The 15,968-nt window shown below is 71.4% G+C and carries 12 protein-coding genes and 1 tRNA gene; 10 read left to right on the top strand and 3 right to left on the bottom strand.

Annotated elements, in window-relative coordinates:
- The first annotated feature begins 196 nt into the window (after nucleotides 1–196).
- From ACFOGJ_RS01925 to ACFOGJ_RS01910, 4 genes are read left to right on the top strand one after another with little or no spacing between them, the layout of a single operon-like run.
- On the top strand, nucleotides 197–1,528 hold the full coding sequence (locus tag ACFOGJ_RS01925) for a glutamine synthetase (RefSeq protein WP_379897714.1): 1,332 nt from the start codon (nucleotides 197–199) through the stop codon (nucleotides 1,526–1,528).
- 2 nt (nucleotides 1,529–1,530) lie between these two features.
- Nucleotides 1,531–2,340: an N-formylglutamate amidohydrolase gene (locus ACFOGJ_RS01920; RefSeq protein WP_379897713.1), complete on the top strand. Its 810-nt coding sequence runs from the start codon at nucleotides 1,531–1,533 to the stop codon at nucleotides 2,338–2,340.
- A 35-nt stretch (nucleotides 2,341–2,375) separates the two neighbouring features.
- Nucleotides 2,376–3,035: a cysteine hydrolase family protein gene (locus ACFOGJ_RS01915; RefSeq protein ID WP_379897712.1), complete on the top strand. Its 660-nt coding sequence runs from the start codon at nucleotides 2,376–2,378 to the stop codon at nucleotides 3,033–3,035.
- Between the two features lie 14 nt (nucleotides 3,036–3,049).
- Nucleotides 3,050–4,609 (top strand): class I adenylate-forming enzyme family protein, encoded by a 1,560-nt coding sequence (locus ACFOGJ_RS01910; protein WP_379897711.1) that lies wholly within the window; start codon nucleotides 3,050–3,052, stop codon nucleotides 4,607–4,609.
- 22 nt (nucleotides 4,610–4,631) lie between these two features.
- Here ACFOGJ_RS01910 and ACFOGJ_RS01905 read toward each other — a convergent pair whose 3' ends face one another.
- Both ACFOGJ_RS01905 and ACFOGJ_RS01900 read right to left on the bottom strand, forming a co-directional pair.
- Entirely contained in the window at nucleotides 4,632–6,713 is a 2,082-nt protein-coding gene (locus ACFOGJ_RS01905; protein WP_379897710.1) for a hypothetical protein, read from the bottom strand.
- Nucleotides 6,714–6,817: 104 nt separating this feature from the next.
- Entirely contained in the window at nucleotides 6,818–8,131 is a 1,314-nt protein-coding gene (locus tag ACFOGJ_RS01900) for a M20 family metallopeptidase (protein WP_379897709.1), read from the bottom strand.
- 271 nt (nucleotides 8,132–8,402) lie between these two features.
- On the opposite strand from ACFOGJ_RS01900, the gene ACFOGJ_RS01895 reads away from it, so the two are divergent.
- The 6 genes from ACFOGJ_RS01895 (at nucleotide 8,403) to ACFOGJ_RS01870 (ending at nucleotide 15,775) form a co-directional block, all read left to right on the top strand.
- Nucleotides 8,403–9,458, top strand: coding sequence for a sensor domain-containing diguanylate cyclase (locus ACFOGJ_RS01895; protein ID WP_379897708.1), 1,056 nt, complete (start codon nucleotides 8,403–8,405; stop codon nucleotides 9,456–9,458).
- Nucleotides 9,459–9,635: 177 nt separating this feature from the next.
- Nucleotides 9,636–12,314 (top strand): peroxidase family protein, encoded by a 2,679-nt coding sequence (locus tag ACFOGJ_RS01890; RefSeq protein WP_379897707.1) that lies wholly within the window; start codon nucleotides 9,636–9,638, stop codon nucleotides 12,312–12,314.
- A 125-nt stretch (nucleotides 12,315–12,439) separates the two neighbouring features.
- Nucleotides 12,440–12,841: a VOC family protein gene (locus ACFOGJ_RS01885; RefSeq protein WP_379897705.1), complete on the top strand. Its 402-nt coding sequence runs from the start codon at nucleotides 12,440–12,442 to the stop codon at nucleotides 12,839–12,841.
- Between the two features lie 129 nt (nucleotides 12,842–12,970).
- Nucleotides 12,971–14,389: an ethanolamine ammonia-lyase subunit EutB gene (locus tag ACFOGJ_RS01880; protein WP_379897704.1), complete on the top strand. Its 1,419-nt coding sequence runs from the start codon at nucleotides 12,971–12,973 to the stop codon at nucleotides 14,387–14,389.
- A gap of 3 nt (nucleotides 14,390–14,392) precedes the next feature.
- Nucleotides 14,393–15,187, top strand: a complete 795-nt coding sequence (gene eutC, locus ACFOGJ_RS01875; protein ID WP_379897703.1) for an ethanolamine ammonia-lyase subunit EutC — start codon at nucleotides 14,393–14,395, stop codon at nucleotides 15,185–15,187.
- A 339-nt stretch (nucleotides 15,188–15,526) separates the two neighbouring features.
- A complete protein-coding gene (locus tag ACFOGJ_RS01870) occupies nucleotides 15,527–15,775 on the top strand; it encodes a hypothetical protein (protein ID WP_379897702.1) in 249 nt (82 codons plus the stop codon).
- Nucleotides 15,776–15,806: 31 nt separating this feature from the next.
- Here the strand turns inward: ACFOGJ_RS01870 and ACFOGJ_RS01865 are convergent.
- A tRNA-Ser gene (locus ACFOGJ_RS01865) sits at nucleotides 15,807–15,896 on the bottom strand.
- Nucleotides 15,897–15,968: the final 72 nt, after the last annotated feature.

The following is a 15,968-nucleotide window of genomic DNA, read 5'->3' as shown; positions in this document are numbered from 1 at the left end:
GCCTCCCCGCTGGGGTCCCCGGTCGCCCGGACCGTAGCCGATCCGGCGCTGGTTACGGTAGGAGGTATGGCGGGGGCGATCAATGCCAGATGCATACGTTTCGCAGCCCGGCGACGCTTGCGCCGGCGCGCCGGCGGCCGGCACAGTAGCGCCGGATCGTGGCGGTCCGGATATGCGGCGGGGCAGGGAGGCAGGCATGCTGGCAGCGAACCATGACGGCGAATGGGTGATGGTCTCGACCTGCGACCTGGCCGGCGTGGTGCGCGGCAAGGCGGTGCCCTGGCGGGACCTGCCGGGCCGCCTGAAAAGCGGCATCGGCTGGGTACCCGCCAATCAGACCATCGACCCGTTCGGCGGCATCCCTGCGGATGCGCCCTATGGCGCGCTGGGCGACCTGCGCCTGATCCCGGTGCCGGAGACGGGGGTGCGGATCGGCGGCGACGGCGCGCCCAGCCAGGTGCTGATGCTGTCCGACATCGTGGAGACCGACGGCAGCCCCTGGGCCGCCTGCCCGCGGCGCTTCCTGGCCGACGCCCTGGCGGCCCTGCAGGCGGAATTCGGCCTGACGATGCTGGCCGCCTTCGAACAGGAATTCACCCTGTCGGGCCTGCCCGGCGACACCGCCTCCTTCGCCTTCCGGTCCTTCGAGATGGTCGCCCCGCTGGCCGACCGGATCGAGGCCTGGGCCAGCCGTGCCGGCCTGCCGCTGGAACAGCTGCTGCCGGAATATGGCGGCATGCAGTACGAGATCACCATGAAGCCGGCGGAGGGGCTCGCCGCCGCCGACCAGACGGTGCTGCTGCGCGAGCTGGTGATCGCCGCCGCCCGGGTCGACGGCATGAAGGCGAGCTTCTCGCCGAAGCCCAGCGCCGACGGGATCGGCAATGGCGTGCATATCCATTTCAGCTTCCGCGACCGGGACGGCCGGCCGGCCACCGGCAGCGGCCTGCTGGACGATCCGGCAGGACCGGTCTCGCCGCTCGCCGGCAGCTTCTGCGCCGGCATCATCCGCCACATGCCGGCGCTCTGCGCACTGACCGCGCCGTCGCCGCCTTCCTATCTACGCCTGGTGCCGCACAGCTGGAGCGCCGCCTATAACAGCTTCGGCTATCGCGACCGGGAGGCCGGCCTGCGGATCTCCCCGGTGCTGACCATGCCCGGCATGGACCCGGCGGAACAGGCCAACATGGAGTACCGCGCCGCGGATGCCTGCGCCTCGCCCTATATCGCGCTCGGCGCGCTCGTCCGGGCGGGCCTGGAAGGACTCCGGACCGGGCTGCAGACGCCGCCGCTGACCGCCGCGGATCCGGAACAGATGAGCGCGGCGGAGCGGCAGGCCACGCCGCTCGTGCGGCTGCCGGACAGCCTGGAGGCCGCGCTGGAGGCGCTGCAATCCGACAGGGCCGCGAACGGCTGGCTCGCGCCGGGGCAGCGACAGGCCTTTTTCGCGATGAAGCGCCAGGAGGCGAAGGCCGCTGCCGGCATGACCTCGGCCGCGCTCTGCACCCGCTATGCCGGGATCTATTGAGCATGGCGGGGGGCGATGCCGAGCTGCTGGGACCAGGGGATCCGCCGCCGGTCGAGGTGCGTGACCGCGCCGCGGACGGCCCGGTCATCGTGACCTGCGACCATGCCAGCAACCGGGTGCCGGCGGCGCTCGGCGATCTCGGCCTGTCCCGCGCCGACCTGGACAGCCATTTCGGCTGGGACATCGGCGCGGCGGAGATGGCGGCCGCAGCCGCCGCCGCGCTCGGCGCGCCCGCCGTCTATTGCGGCTATTCGCGGCTGGTGATCGACTGCAACCGGCCGCAGGACGCCGCGGATTCCATCGTCCCGCGGATCGACGGCCGCCCCGTGCCGGGCAACACCGCGCTGGACGAGCGCCAGCGACAGCTGCGGGGGCGGGAGATCTTCTCCGCCTACCACGCGGCGATCGCCATGCTGATGGACCAGCGCGCGCGGCGCGGACTGCCGAACAGCCTGGTCTGCATGCACAGCTTCACGCCGGTCTTCGGCGGCGTGCGCCGGCCCTGGCATGTCGGCATCTCCTACGGCCGTCGCGGCCGCCTGGCCCGCGCCCTGCTGGCGGAGCTGCGCCGCGACGGCGACCTGGTCGTCGGCGAGCATGAGCCCTATCCGGTGGAGGTCGAGAGCGATTTCGCGGTGCCGGTGCATGGCGACCTGCGCGGCAACGAGGCGGTCCTGGTCGAGGTTCGACAGGACCTGCTGGCCGATGCGGCGTCGGCGCGGCGCTGGGGCACGCGGCTCGCGGCCGCGCTGCGGGACGCGATCGCCGCCTGCGAATTAGAGGTCGGCGTGGCGCCGGCCGGCGAATTGTAGCGGCCGCCCGCCGCGGCCTTTGGGGGGAGAACGCCATGGAGATCGATGCGCCCGGCGGCGCCTACCGGGAGCAGCCGCTGGATCCGGCGACGACGGCGCTGCTGTCGGTCGACGTGCAGAACATGGAATGCGGCGCCCCGGTGCGCGACCGGATGCGCGCTGACAAGCCGGATTTCGTCGCCCGCATCGAGACCCTGGTGATCCCGAACCACCAGCGCCTGCTGGAAGCCGGCCGGGAGGCAGGGGTGGAGATCGTCTTCACGGTGATCGAGAGCCTGACCCAGGACGGCCGCGACCGCAGCCTGGACCACAAGATCTCTCGCCTGCATGCCGCCAAGGGGTCGTGGGAGGGACGGGTGATCGACGAGGTGGCGCCGCTGCCGAACGAGATGGTGATCCCGAAGACGGCCTCCGGCGTCTTCAACGCCACCAATATCGACTACGTGCTGCACAATCTGGGGATCCGGCACCTGGTGATCTTCGGCCTGGTGACCGACCAGTGCGTGGAATCCGCGATCCGCGATGCCGCCGACCGCGGCTACCTGGTCACCCAGGTCGAGGATGCCTGCGCCGCCTATTCGGAAGCGGACCACCAGCGCAGCGTCGCGGCGATGTCGGGGCATTACTGCCGCACCCGCAGCACCGAGCAGGTCGTCGCCGAACTTCTGGCCCGACCGGCGCGCCGGTCGGCCTGAGCCGGGGAGGGCGCATGTACCGTATCGCGCAGCTCCTCGACCGCGCCCGGCAGCAGCGGCCGGGCCATGTCGCGACCCGGATGGACGACCGGGTCCGGACCTGGGCGCAGGTCCATGAGCGGATCGCCCGGCTGGCCGCCGCCTATCGCGCCCTGGGCGCCGCGCCCGGCGACAGGGTCGCGCTGCTGGGCCTGAACTCCGACCGCTATTTCGAGACGATCTTCGCCACGGCCTGGGCCGGCACCGCCGTGGTGCCGGTCAACACCCGCCTGGCCGCGCCGGAGATCGCCTACATCCTGGAGGATTGCCGCCCCGCCATCCTGGTCGTCGACACCGCGTTCCAGGCCGTGCTGGCGGACCTGCCGGCGGCGCTGCGGCCGGCGGTGACGATCTCGCTGGATGCCGCACCGGTGCCGGACGGGCAGGCCGACCACGAGGCGCTGATCGCCGGCCATGCGCCGATGCCGGCGGCGCCCGCCGGCGGCAGCGACCTGGCGGGCATCTACTATACCGGCGGCACCACCGGGCGCTCCAAGGGGGTGATGCTCAGCCACGACAATCTGGTGACGAACGCCTTCAACACCGTCGACGGGATGCGTTTCGACCGCGACACCAACGTCCTGCACGCCGCGCCGATGTTCCACCTGGCCGACGGCATGAACAGCTATGCGGTGACGGCGCTGGGCGGCAGCCACTGCTTCATCCCCCGCTTCACGCCGGAGGGCGCGCTGGAGGCGATCGGACGCTACGGCGCCAGCCATGCCGCGATGGTGCCGACGATGCTGAACATGCTGAGCCGGGTGGAGGGGCTGGAGCGCTTCGACACCTCGACCCTGCGGCAGATCAACTTCGGCGCCGCGCCGATGCAGGAGGCGGTGTTCCGCCGGGTGCAGGCGAAGTTCCCGCATGTCCGCCTGCTGCATGGCTACGGCATGACGGAGACGGCGCCGCTGCTGACGGTGCTGCCGGCGGAATACAACACCCTGGACGGCCCGCTGGCGGGACGGCTGTCGTCCTGCGGGCTGGCGGTGCTGGGGGTGGAACTGCGCATCGTCGATGCGGAGGGACAGGAGGTCCCGACCGGCACCGTCGGCGAGATCGCCGCCCGCGGCCCCAATGTCATGCTCGGCTACTGGAACCGGCCGGAGGAAACGGCTGCGGTCCTGCGCGACGGCTGGATGCATACCGGCGACGGCGGGTACATGGACGAGGAGGGCTTCGTCTTCATCGTCGACCGGATCAAGGACATGGTCGTGTCGGGCGGCGAGAACGTGTATTCGGCCGAGGTGGAGAATGCCATCGCGCTGATGGATGCCGTCGCCGAGGTCGCGGTCTTCGGCATCCCGCATCCGGAATGGGGCGAGGCGGTGCATGCCACGGTGGTGCCGGTGGCGGGACAGGCCCTGACCGCCGAGGCGGTGATCGCCCATTGCCGGACCGAAATCGCCGGCTACAAATGCCCGCGCTCGGTGGAGATCCGCGGCGAGCCGATGCCGGTTTCGGGGGCCGGCAAGATCCTGAAAACCGAGTTGCGGAAGCCGTACTGGCGGGGTGAGACGCGGGGCGTCGCCTGACCGGCAGCCCGCGCCGGGTCGGCTATCTCTGCGCCGTTCGCCGCAGGTGGAGCCATCGCGCGACGAGCCGCAATTCCGCCGTTTCGGGCTGCCGCCCGGACGCCGACTGCCTGATCAGGGCCAGGAACTTCCGGTCGTCCGGACGCAGCCGGCGCTGCGTCCAGCCGGCGAGGTCGCCTTCCGTCACGGCCACGAACCCGGCGCTCCAATCCTTGAGCTCGGCTGTATCGAAGCCCGAGAGGCCGAGCGGGTCACCGGAGGACCCGGCCGCCTCGAACAGGCGTGTATCGACCGCTTCCAGCTGTTGCGCGAGCAGGCCGATCTGGCGGCCGAGACGCTCGTCGTTCCCCGCAACGGGCGGCACCGCGTCCTGTCCAACGATCCCTTGGAGGAGCTGCGCTGCGGTCAGCGCAAGGGGCGCCGTCAGCAACGCAACGATCCGGCCATCGAGATAGGCGACCGACCTCGGCGGCTCCAGGCCGCCGAGCATCTCCTCCAGCTCGCCGGGTGCCGCCGGCCGTTCCCAGTCGACGGTAAACGATACGCCGTCCGCTTCCTCTTCTCCGCCCGGGGAGGCGAGTTCGGCACGGGCCAGGAGGCTGCGATCGACCATCGTCTCCAATGCGGGGATCCCGGCCAGGGGACGACCGGCCAGCAGGGCCTCCGCCACCGCTGCGAAGCCCGCCCAGCCGCTCTCCGGAAGGTTCCTGTCGGTCGCCGATTGCAGCACCTCCGCCGCCTTCAGCATCTGCATCGCCCAGAACGGCCGCCGCTCTTCCAGGCGCTGCCTGATCCGTTCTTCGGCCGCGGCCGGGGACAGCAGCTCCGGCTCGTCGCCCAGGTCCGGCAGCATCTCGAACCAGGTGCCTGTCAGCGGGAAGGTATCCGCCCAGATGTCGCTGTCGCGGATCAACGCCTCCGGCTCCGGTACCGGATCGGCCGCGCCGCCGCGCAGTCGGGCAAGCCGGTCCGGCGCCGTTGTCGATGTCGGAATCAGCTCCGTCAGGCCGCAGGCCTCCGCAACGTCGAGCAGGCCGGGAGCGGGCGGGCGACCATGACCGAGTCCTTCGGCCAGCGCGGCCGCCACCTCCCGCTTCAGGCAGTCCGGCGGCACGGCCAGGATGCCGACCTCCTGGCGCAGGGAGCGGACGATCCGTTGCTGCCCGCCGGCGCTGGTGCAAGGCAGGACATAGGCATCGCCCACGCCCTGCACCGCCTTCAGCAGCACCATCGCCACCACCCGGCGGCGGCCATGCCGCGCCGTAGCGGCGAAGGTCTGGGTGCCGCTGCCGTCGGGCAGGCTGGCATAGACGCGCAGGTCGCGCGACTGCCGCGGCTTCGGTGCAGCCTGGCGCAGATCAGCTTTCCGTACCGCCTCGATCGTCGCTGGCGCCGGTTCGGGCGGCAGCCAGGCGGCCATCAGCCCAAGGAGCGGTGGCAGGGACGGGTCCAGCGTGCCTTGCCGGGCATGGGCATGCAGCGCCTCTGCGGCGACCTCCCGGATCTCGCTGTCGGGATCCAGAAGCCAATACAGGGCCAGCCGCTGCACCGCGTGGTGCCGCTGCGACAGCAGGCGCCGCAGGACATGCTCCTGGGCCCCGGTCGGCATGCTGCGCAGGATCTCGACCAGGCTCTGATGGGCTTCCAGCGGTTCCTCCGCCGCCGCTTCGGCCATGCTGTCGAAATCCTGGTCGAGCTGCGCCAGCGCCAACTCGGGATCGAGATCCGGTGCCTCGGCCGTCACAGGCCCGGCGGACCGCAATTCCTCCGGCACGGGCAAGCCGGCGCGGACATGGATCCGGCCGAAGGCATGGCGGACGGCGACGGCGGGAGATCGCCGCTCGATCCGTCGCGCCAGTTCCGCCCGCGCCGCGGCCTGGAAGCGCCGGCAGGCGCCACCCATCTGCTGCAGTTCGAGCAGCATCCGGATCTCGGTGAGCAGGCCCTCCAGCAGCAAGGCCGCGTCGCTTTCCTCGTCGCCGGCCTCGGCGGCCTGCCAGGTGAGACCGACGAGGGCGGTTGCGGCCGCCTCGTCCTGAAGGAGTTCCTGCAGGTATGGCGCCGCTGCGGCGACGCGGTCGCCATCGTCGCCGACGGCGGCCATCGCCTCAAGACATTCCGCCAACACGGCATGGGGAGGGACGTCGTCGACGCTGCCATCTCGCCGCTTGCTGCGCCGGCCCCCGCCCGGCCTCGCCTTGCGGGCCGTCACCGCGTGCCGCACCAGTCCAGGATGGCGCCGGCGATGACCTTCGCGCTCTCCTGCAGCGACGGCAGCTCGATATACTCGTCGATGCCGTGGAAGCCGTCGCCGCCGGGGCCGTAGATCACGCAGGTGGTGCCGGCGCCGGCATAATGGGCGGCGTCGGACACCGCCACGAAACCCTCGATGTCCGTGGTCCGGCCCAGTTCCGTGCGGTGTGCGATCAGCGAACCGATCAGCGGATGGTCGGTCGGCGTGTCGACCGGCGGGAAGTGCAGGCCGCCGACCTCCCACTCCACCTTCGGCGGATTGTCGCGCAGCCAGGCATTGGTCTGCGCCCAGTGGTGCACGAAGCCCTCGAACTCGGCACGGACCACCTCCGCCTTCTCGTCGGGCAGGAACTTCAGGTCGAATTCCATCACGCAGACATCGGGGATGATCGCCGGGTTGGTGGTCACCAGCGGCCGCCCGTCGGGCCCCAGCCCGGCGCCGCCCAGCATGACACCGGGGTTGATCGTCGTGATGCCCGGCGGCAGCTGCGGATGGTATTTCCGCATCCCCCATTCGCGCTCCAGCTCGCGCACCGCCTCGATGAAGCGGGCGCCCAGCTCGATCGCGTTGATGCCGGGCTCGGGCCGCTTGTTGCTGGGCACCTGCGGGTAGATCGAGTTGTAGCGCCAGCCGGCATGGGCGTTCTTGCCGCGGATCGTCACACGGACCCATTCCAGCCCGCCCTCCGACGGGTTGATCACGCCCCAGGTCGGCTCCGCGATCAGGGCGGCCTGCGACAGGACACCCTTCTTCACCAGGTCCATGGCGCCGAGGCCGCCGGCTTCCTCATCCACCACGGCATGCACGTCCAGGCGGCCGTCCAGCCTGATCCCCTCGGCACGGATCGCCCGCGCGGCGGCGATGCAGGCGGCCAGGCCGCCCTTCATGTCCAATGCGCCGCGGCCGTAGAGCCGGTCGTCGCGGATCTCCGCACCGAACGGGTCGACCGACCAGAGCGCCGTCTCGCCCACCGGCACGACATCGACATGGCCGCAGAGGATCAGGCTCCTCTCCGCGCTGCCGTCCCAGCGGCCGGTCAGGTTCGGCCGGTCGGGCAGCGGCAGCGACTGCTCGGTGGCGAAGTCCAGTTCCTTCAGCACGCTTTCCAGATGCGCCTGGTGCTCGGCCTCGCGGTTGATCTCCGGATCCGCCTGGAACTTCGGGTTCACGGTGGGGATCCGCACCAGGGACTGCACCAGGTCCACCAGCCAGTCCTGCTCCGCGTCCAGCCGCGCCGACACCTGCCGCCACGCATCGCTTCCGCTCATCCCGCTCTCCCTCGCTGCCGATCCTGTCGGCACGCACTATCGCAAAGGCGGGCGGCAGCGGGAAAGGGCAGGGGCCCGGGCTGGCCGTGGCGGTGCCCGACCGGCGCCGCTCCCGTGCGGAGAACGAAACCCCTTCGCCTGGCGAATACTTCCCGGTACCAAGGAACCGCCGGCCAGGCTCGGAGTTAGGTGAAAGCAGTCCCTGGCCCGGCCCTGGACAACGAAACAGAAAACCCGGACCGCCCCGTCCTCCATTGCCGAAAGCGCCGGTATGTATTTACCGCCCGAAGACGAGGAGGGACGGCTCTCCAGCCTGGAGAGCTTCGCCATCCTCGACACCCCTCAGGAACCCGTCTTCGACCGCATCGTCCAGCTTGCGCAGGCATCGATGCGGATGCCGATCGCCGCGATCTCGCTGGTCGACCGGCACCGGCAGTGGTTCAAGGCGCAGCGCGGCCTGGGCGTGACGGAAACGCCGCGCGACATCTCCTTCTGCACCCATGCGATCCGCGGCCGCGACCCGCTTCTGGTGAGCGATGCCCGGGAGAATCCGGTATTCCGCACCTCGCCTCTGGTCACAGGGGAGACCGGGATCCGCTTCTATGCAGGCGCGCCGCTGCGCAGCAGCGAGGGCTATACCCTGGGCACCCTGTGCGTCGCCGACACCAGGCCGCGGCGCATGACGGCACGCCAGGTCGGGCTGCTGACCGGCTTCGCAAGCCTGGTGGTGCACGAGCTGGAGCTGCGCCGGCATGCCGCCCGGGACCCCCTGACCGGCGCCCTGGCGAAGGCCGGCTTCATGGTCCTGGGCGGACGCGAGTTCCATCGCGCGGTGCGCTACCGGCGGGCGCTGTCCTGCCTGATGCTGGACATCGACCATTTCAAGCAGGTGAACGACCGCCATGGCCACGCCGCCGGCGACCGGGTGCTGGCGGCGGTCGCCGATGCGGTGGCGGATGCGTTGCGGCCCGCCGATACCCTGGGACGGGTCGGCGGGGAGGAGTTCGCCGTCCTGCTGCCGGAAACCGGCACCCGTGGCGCGGTCCGCGTCGCCGAGCGGCTGCGCCGCCAGGTCGGGCGGCTGAAGGTACCCGCCGGGGAGGCCGCCATCGCCGTTACCGTCAGCATCGGCGTCGCGACCTGCGGCACGGCCGATGCGGACTTCCCAGGCCTGCTGGAATGCGCCGACGCGGCGCTCTATGACGCCAAGCGCGGCGGGCGCGACCGGGTCGTCGCCAACGGCGCGCAGCCCGAGGCGGCGGAAGAGGCCTGCGGCAATCCCGAAGCAGCCTGCGAATTGACAGGACCGAAGCGGCTGGTACCGTAGCGGTGCGGGCCTCGAACTTTCGAGGCGGATTCCGACTTTCCAGGACATGACGGGCCGATCGACCTGTGGCTGCGCCACCGGTGCGGGCGTTCTGCGCCCATGTCCGGCAGGCGGAGCGTGCAGCGGATCGGCGCGTCGCTCCGGGGCCCGGACCGCCTCGCTTGAGGCGAGGCAGACATGCCGGACATTCTCGATACGCTGGCCGGGCGCACCGGCGGCTCCCTCAGTCATGCCCTGTTCGGCCGCGGTCGCGGCGGGCGGGACGATGAAGATCGCGCCATCGACGGCAGCGGCAACAACCCGCGCGACGCCGACCTGGGCGCGGCCGGGACCACCTTCACCAGTTCCCTCGCGCCGGGCTATGCCGACGGCTTCGACAGCCCGTCGGGTGCCGACCGCCCCAACGCGCGGACCGTCAGCAACGAGATCTTCGCCCAGGACGCGGTGATCGACAGTGCGGCCGGCACCTCCAACCTGTTCTGGATGTGGGGCCAGTTCCTGGACCATGACATCGACCTGACCGAGGCGGGCAGCAGCGAGGATTTCAGCATCGCGGTCCCGACCGGCGATGCCTGGTTCGACCCCTATGGCACCGGCACGCAGAGCATCGCCATGACCCGCTCCGCCGCGGCGGAGGGGACAGGCACCGGGGCCGGCAATCCGCGGCTGCAGGTGAACGAGATCACCGCCTTCGTCGACGCCTCGAACGTCTATGGCTCCGACACCGCGCGTGCCGCCGCGCTGCGGGCCGATGGCGGCTACCTGAAGGTCAGCGACGGCGACCTGCTGCCCTACAACACGGGCGGCTTCGACAATGCGAATGCCAACCCGTTCCTGACCGACGCGGAGCTGTTCCTGGCCGGCGACGTGCGGGCGAACGAGAATGTCGGCCTGACCGCCATGCACACGATCTTCGTGCGGGAGCATAACCGGATCGTCGACGAGTTGGGCGCGCGCTTTCCCTCCGCCAGCGCCGACGAGCTGTACGAGGGCGCGAAGGCGATCGTCGAGGCGGAGATCCAGGCGGTCACCTACAACGAGTTCCTGCCGCTGCTGGTGGGAAGCCGGGCGCTGGGCGACTGGCATGGCTATCGCCCCGACATCGACCCGCAGATCGCCAGCGAGTTCGCCACCGCGGCCTTCCGCATCGGCCATTCCATGCTCTCCGGCACCCTGGCGCGGATGACGGAGAGCGGCGCGGAAGCCGCCGCCGGCGACCTGGCGCTGCGCGACGCCTTCTTCAACCCGGCGGCCCTGGCCAGCGACGGCATCGACAATGTGCTGCGCGGCCAGGCGGCGACCTTTTCCCAGGAAATCGACACCCAGGTTGTCGACGATGTCCGCAACTTCCTGTTCGGCCCGCCGGGCTCCGGCGGCTTCGACCTCGTCTCCCTGAACATCCAGCGCGGCCGCGACCACGGCCTGACCGACTATAACAGCGTGCGGGAGGCCTATGGCCTGGGCCGGGTGTCGAGCTTTGCCGAAATCACCTCGGACACAGGCCTGGCGGCGCGCCTGCAGGCCACCTACGGCTCGGTCGACCGGCTGGACCTCTATGTCGGCGGCCTGGCGGAGGATCATGCCGCCGGCGCCCTGGTGGGAGAGACCTTCCAGGCGATCCTGGTCGCCCAGTTCGCCGCGCTGCGCGATGGCGACCGCTTCTGGTACGAGGGGCGCCTGTCGCGCGACCTGGTGGCGCAGATCAACGCCACCAGCCTGTCCGACATCATCCTGCGCAACACCGATATCGACCATCTGCAGGACGATGTCTTCCTGGCCTCGAACCGGGTTGGCGGCAGCGACGGCGCGGAGAGCCTGAGCGGCAGCGGCGGCCGCGACCTGATGATGGGCCTGGGCGGCGACGACCTGCTCAGCGGCGATGCCGGCAACGACAGGCTGCTGGGCGGCGACGGCCTGGACACCCTGCTGGGCGGCGACGGCGCCGACTGGCTGCAGGCCGAGGGCGGCAATGACAGCCTGGACGGCGGGCTGGGCGGCGACAGCCTCTACGGCAATGGCGGCGACGACAGCCTGTCCGGCGGCGACGGCGCGGACATGCTGCACGGCGGCGTCGGTGCCGACAGCCTGGACGGCGGTGCCGATGGCGACCTGATGGTCGGCATGTGGCAGGACGACAGCCTGTCCGGCGGCAGCGGCGATGACAGCCTGTACGGCAATATCGGCAACGACATCCTGGCCGGCGGCGACGGCGCCGACATGCTGCATGGCGGCAGCGGCAGCGACACCCTGTCGGGCGAGGCCGGCGACGACCGGCTGATCGGCCTGTGGGACGATGACAGGCTGTGGGGCGGGGCCGGCAACGACAGCCTGTACGGCAATCCCGGCGACGACTGGCTGGCCGGCGGGGAGGGGGCCGACATGCTGCATGGCGGCGCCGGCCGCGACACCCTTCAGGGCGGCGCCGGCGACGACACCCTGATCGGCCTGTTCGACGACGATTCCCTGTCCGGCGGCGCCGGCGCGGACATGCTGGCCGGCAATCACGGCGATGACAGCCTGGCGGGGGAGGCGGGTGCCGACCGGCTGCACGGCGGCATGGGCAGCGACCTGCTGGACGGCGGCGACGGCGACGACAGCCTTTTCGCGTTCGAGGGCGGCGACACCCTGACCGGCGGGTCGGGCGCGGACCGCTTCGTCCACCAGCGCGGCGGCGGCCATGCCGTCACCGACTACGATGCCGGCGAGGGCGACATGCTGATGTTCGACCAGGGGATCGGCCCGGTTTCCGTGACCGTCAGCGGCAGCAGCCTGCTGGTGACGGACATGCGCGGCACGCAGCTCTTCACCGTCGAGGAGCTGACCGATCCGAACCTGCTGAACATCGGCTATCTGTGACCCGGATCCGCAATCGCCACAGACAAGTCCCGATCCGGCCCTCTTCCTGCCACAGCACCCGCCGATCTTTCCAACGGTCGGCGGGGCACGGTGCCCGACCGTCGCAGGGCAGGGGAGGCAGGCAGATGCCGCAGCGCAACGGGGTGGAGATGGTGTTCCACCACATGGGCATCCCGACCCATGTGCCGCAGCCGGGCGAGCGCTACAGCGCGGCCTTCGGGCTGTACACCAGCGACGTCACCGAGTGCCGCGGGCTGAAGGTGCAGTACCACCGCTTCGAGGCCGACAGCTGCCTGCACCCCCTGATGCAGACGGTGCCGCATGCCGCGTTCAAGGTCGACGACCTGGAACGGGCGGTGGCCGGCGCCACCCTGATCCTGGGCCCCTACGAGCCCCTGCCGCACTACCGGGTGGCGGTGATCGACGATGGCGGCGTGCCGATCGAGTTCATCGAGACGGCGCTGACCGACGAGGAGATCTGGGCCAGCGCCGACGCGAACGAGCTGCGGCTGCCGGGCTACCGGTAGCCGCCGCCCGCGCCGCCCCCGGTCATCCCCAGGCCCGTGGAGAGACCGGGGGCGGCATCGCCCGGGTTGACAAGACAGCCGGGCGGCGGAAGCGTTGCGGCAGGCTGACGCAACCGCAGGACCATCGCCGTGCCGCTCCATTCCGCCAGCATCGACGGCGAGACCTGGCGCTTCGACGGTCTGGCGGCGCTGCTTGCCTGTGCCTCGCCGCCGCGGTCCGGCGACGAGCTGGCCGGCATCGCCGCCGGCAGCGCCGTGCAGCGGGTCGCCGCCCGGATCGCCCTGGCCGACCTGCCGCTGGCGGCCTTCCTGGCGGAGGAACTGGTTCCCGCGGAACGCGACGAGGTCTCCGACCTGATCCGCCGCCAGCACGACCCGGCGGCCTTTGCCCCGGTGGCGTCGCTGACGGTCGGCGGCTTCCGCGACTGGCTGCTGTCGGCGGCGGCGGACGAGGCCGCGCTTGCCGCGCTGGCGCCGGGCCTGATGCCGGAAATGGCGGCCGCGGTCAGCAAGCTGATGCGCAACCAGGACCTGGTCGCCGTCGCCCGCAAGTGCCGCACAATCTCCCGCTTCCGCAGCACGATCGGGCTGCCCGGCCGGCTGTCGGGGCGCAACCAGCCCAACCATCCCACCGACGACAGCTTCGGCATCGCCGTCAGCCTGCTGGACGGCCTTCTGATGGGGTCCGGCGACGCGGTGCTGGGGGTCAATCCGGCGACCGATTCCGTCGCCGACTATGTCCGCATCTGCCGGCTGCTGGACGACCTGCGCGGCCGGCTGGAGATCCCGACCCAGTGCTGCTGCCTGGGCCATGTCACCACCGCGATCGAGGCGATCGGCCTGGGCGCACCGGTCGACCTGGTGTTCCAGTCGATCGCCGGCTCGCAGAAGGCGAACGAAGGCTTCGGCGTCACCCTGGCCCTGCTGGCCGAGGCTCAAGAGGCGGCGCAGGCCCTGAACCGCGGCAGCGTCGGCCGCGACGTGATGTATTTCGAGACCGGGCAGGGCGCGGCGCTGTCGGCGGACGGCCATCACGGCGTCGACCAGCAGACCATGGAGGCCCGCGCCTATGCCATCGTGCGGGCGCACGACACCCTGCTGGTGAACTCCGTCGTCGGCTTCATCGGCCCGGAATATCTCTACGACGGCAAGCAGATCCTGCGCGCCGGGCTGGAGGACCATTTCTGCGGCAAGCTGCTGGGCGCGCCGATGGGGGTCGACATCTGCTACACCAACCATGCCGAGGCCGACCAGGACGACATGGACACCCTGCTGGTGATGCTCTGCGCCGCCGGCGTGAACTTCGTCATCACCGTGCCCGGCGCCGACGACATCATGCTGAACTACCAGAGCCTGTCGCATCACGACCTGCTGTTCGCGCGGGACAGCCTCGGCCTGCGGCCGGCACCGGAATTCGAGGCCTGGCTGCAGAAGGTGGGCCTGGCCGATGCGGCCGGACGCCTGCGCGATGCGGCGCAGCCGGCGGCGCCGGATACGCCCCTGGGCCGCGAACTGGCCCGCCTGGCCCTGCCCGGCGGGGCAGGGTAGGCGATGCCGCGGAAACCCGACCCGCCGCTGCCGGCGGCCCCCGCCGGGGATGCGGTCACGCCCGCGCCGCGGGGACTAGCCGCCCTGCGCCGGCACAGCGATGCGCGGATCGCGCTGGGCCGGGCCGGTGCCGGCCTGCCCACGGCGGCGCAGCTGCGCTTCGCCCTGGACCATGCGCGCGCGCGCGACGCGGTCTATTCGGCACTGGATGCGGCGGCGCTGGCCGCCGGCCTGCAGGCGATGGGCCTGCCGGTCGCCTGCCTGCACAGCCGGGTGCCGGCCCGGGCCGCCTATCTCCGCCGGCCGGACCTGGGCCGGCAGGTGGCGCTGGGCGACGGCACGGCGCTGGCCGGCCTGGCGCCGGACCGCGACGTCCTGCTGGCCCTGGTCGACGGGCTGTCGGCGACGGCCGTGAACCTGAACGCGCTGCCGGTGGTCGAAGCCCTGCTGCCCCTTTTGCAGGCGGAAGGGCTGTCGGTTGCCGGTGCGGCGCTGGTCGAGCAGGGGCGGGTGGCCGCCCCCGATGCGGTGGCGGAACGGCTGCGGGCCGGCTGCACGGTGGTGCTGATCGGCGAGCGGCCCGGCCTCTCGGCGGCGGATTCGCTTGGCGCCTACCTGACCTGGCGTGCGGCGCCCGGCACCCCGGACAGCCGGCGCAACTGCATCTCCAACATCCGCAGCGGCGGCCTGCCGGCAGGGGCCGCAGCCGCAAAGATCGCCTGGCTGGCGGCGCAGATGAAGCGGCGCAATGTCAGCGGCATCGCGCTGAAGGAAGCGGCGACCCTGCCGCCGGCCTGAGGCCCCGCCGGAGCGACGGGCTCCCCAAAAAAATCGCCCGCAGCCGGAGGGGCTACGGGCCAGTCGCTACGCACATTGTGGGCAGCGGCGCGCCGGGTAGGGGGGACCGCGGGGCGCCGCCGCTCGGCTTATGTGACGGGCGAGGGGGGGGAACGCCCGTCCGGCCTTTTTGCAGGCCTTTCCATTGGAGCGCGAAAGGCCTTGCGTTTCCGTTAAGCCGCCAGACGGCATTCGGTTCCCGGCACCTGTGCCCGGATGACGGTGCGTGGAACAAAGACCGGCAGCGCGGGGTTTCACGGCACAGCACCGACCCAGACGGCAGCAGCCGAGGAGGGAGCGATGACCCGCCGCGACGCCACATTGATGGACGAGGCCAGCGATCCGGAAAACGCCGCCGGCGGCGTCGAAGCCGTGCGGCAATCCTCGCGCGAGCCCCTGCCGGAACCGACCGCCGGCATCGAGAGCGAGACCGACGCCCCCGTCGTCAAGCCGCAGCGCCAGCACCAGGCCCCGGTCGCGATGATGATCGTCCTGTCGCTGATCTCGCTGGCGCTGGGCTTCGGCTATGTCGCGTATCTGATCGCGTGACGGCGAGCGGGAGCATCAGGCGGATACGCAATGGCGGATGGGGTGGGATTCGAACCCACGAAGACGTTGCCGCCTTGCCGGTTTTCAAGACCGGTGCCTTCAACCGCTCGGCCACCCATCCAGGCTTGCGCCAGCGCCTCCACTTAGCGAGCCTGCGCGGCGGAATGCAAGGGTGGCGGCGGGACGCGCGGCG

This window comes from Marinibaculum pumilum, assembly GCF_042646425.1.
Lineage (GTDB): Bacteria > Pseudomonadota > Alphaproteobacteria > Ferrovibrionales > Ferrovibrionaceae > Marinibaculum > Marinibaculum pumilum.
This window is presented reverse-complemented; position numbering and strand designations above follow the sequence as displayed.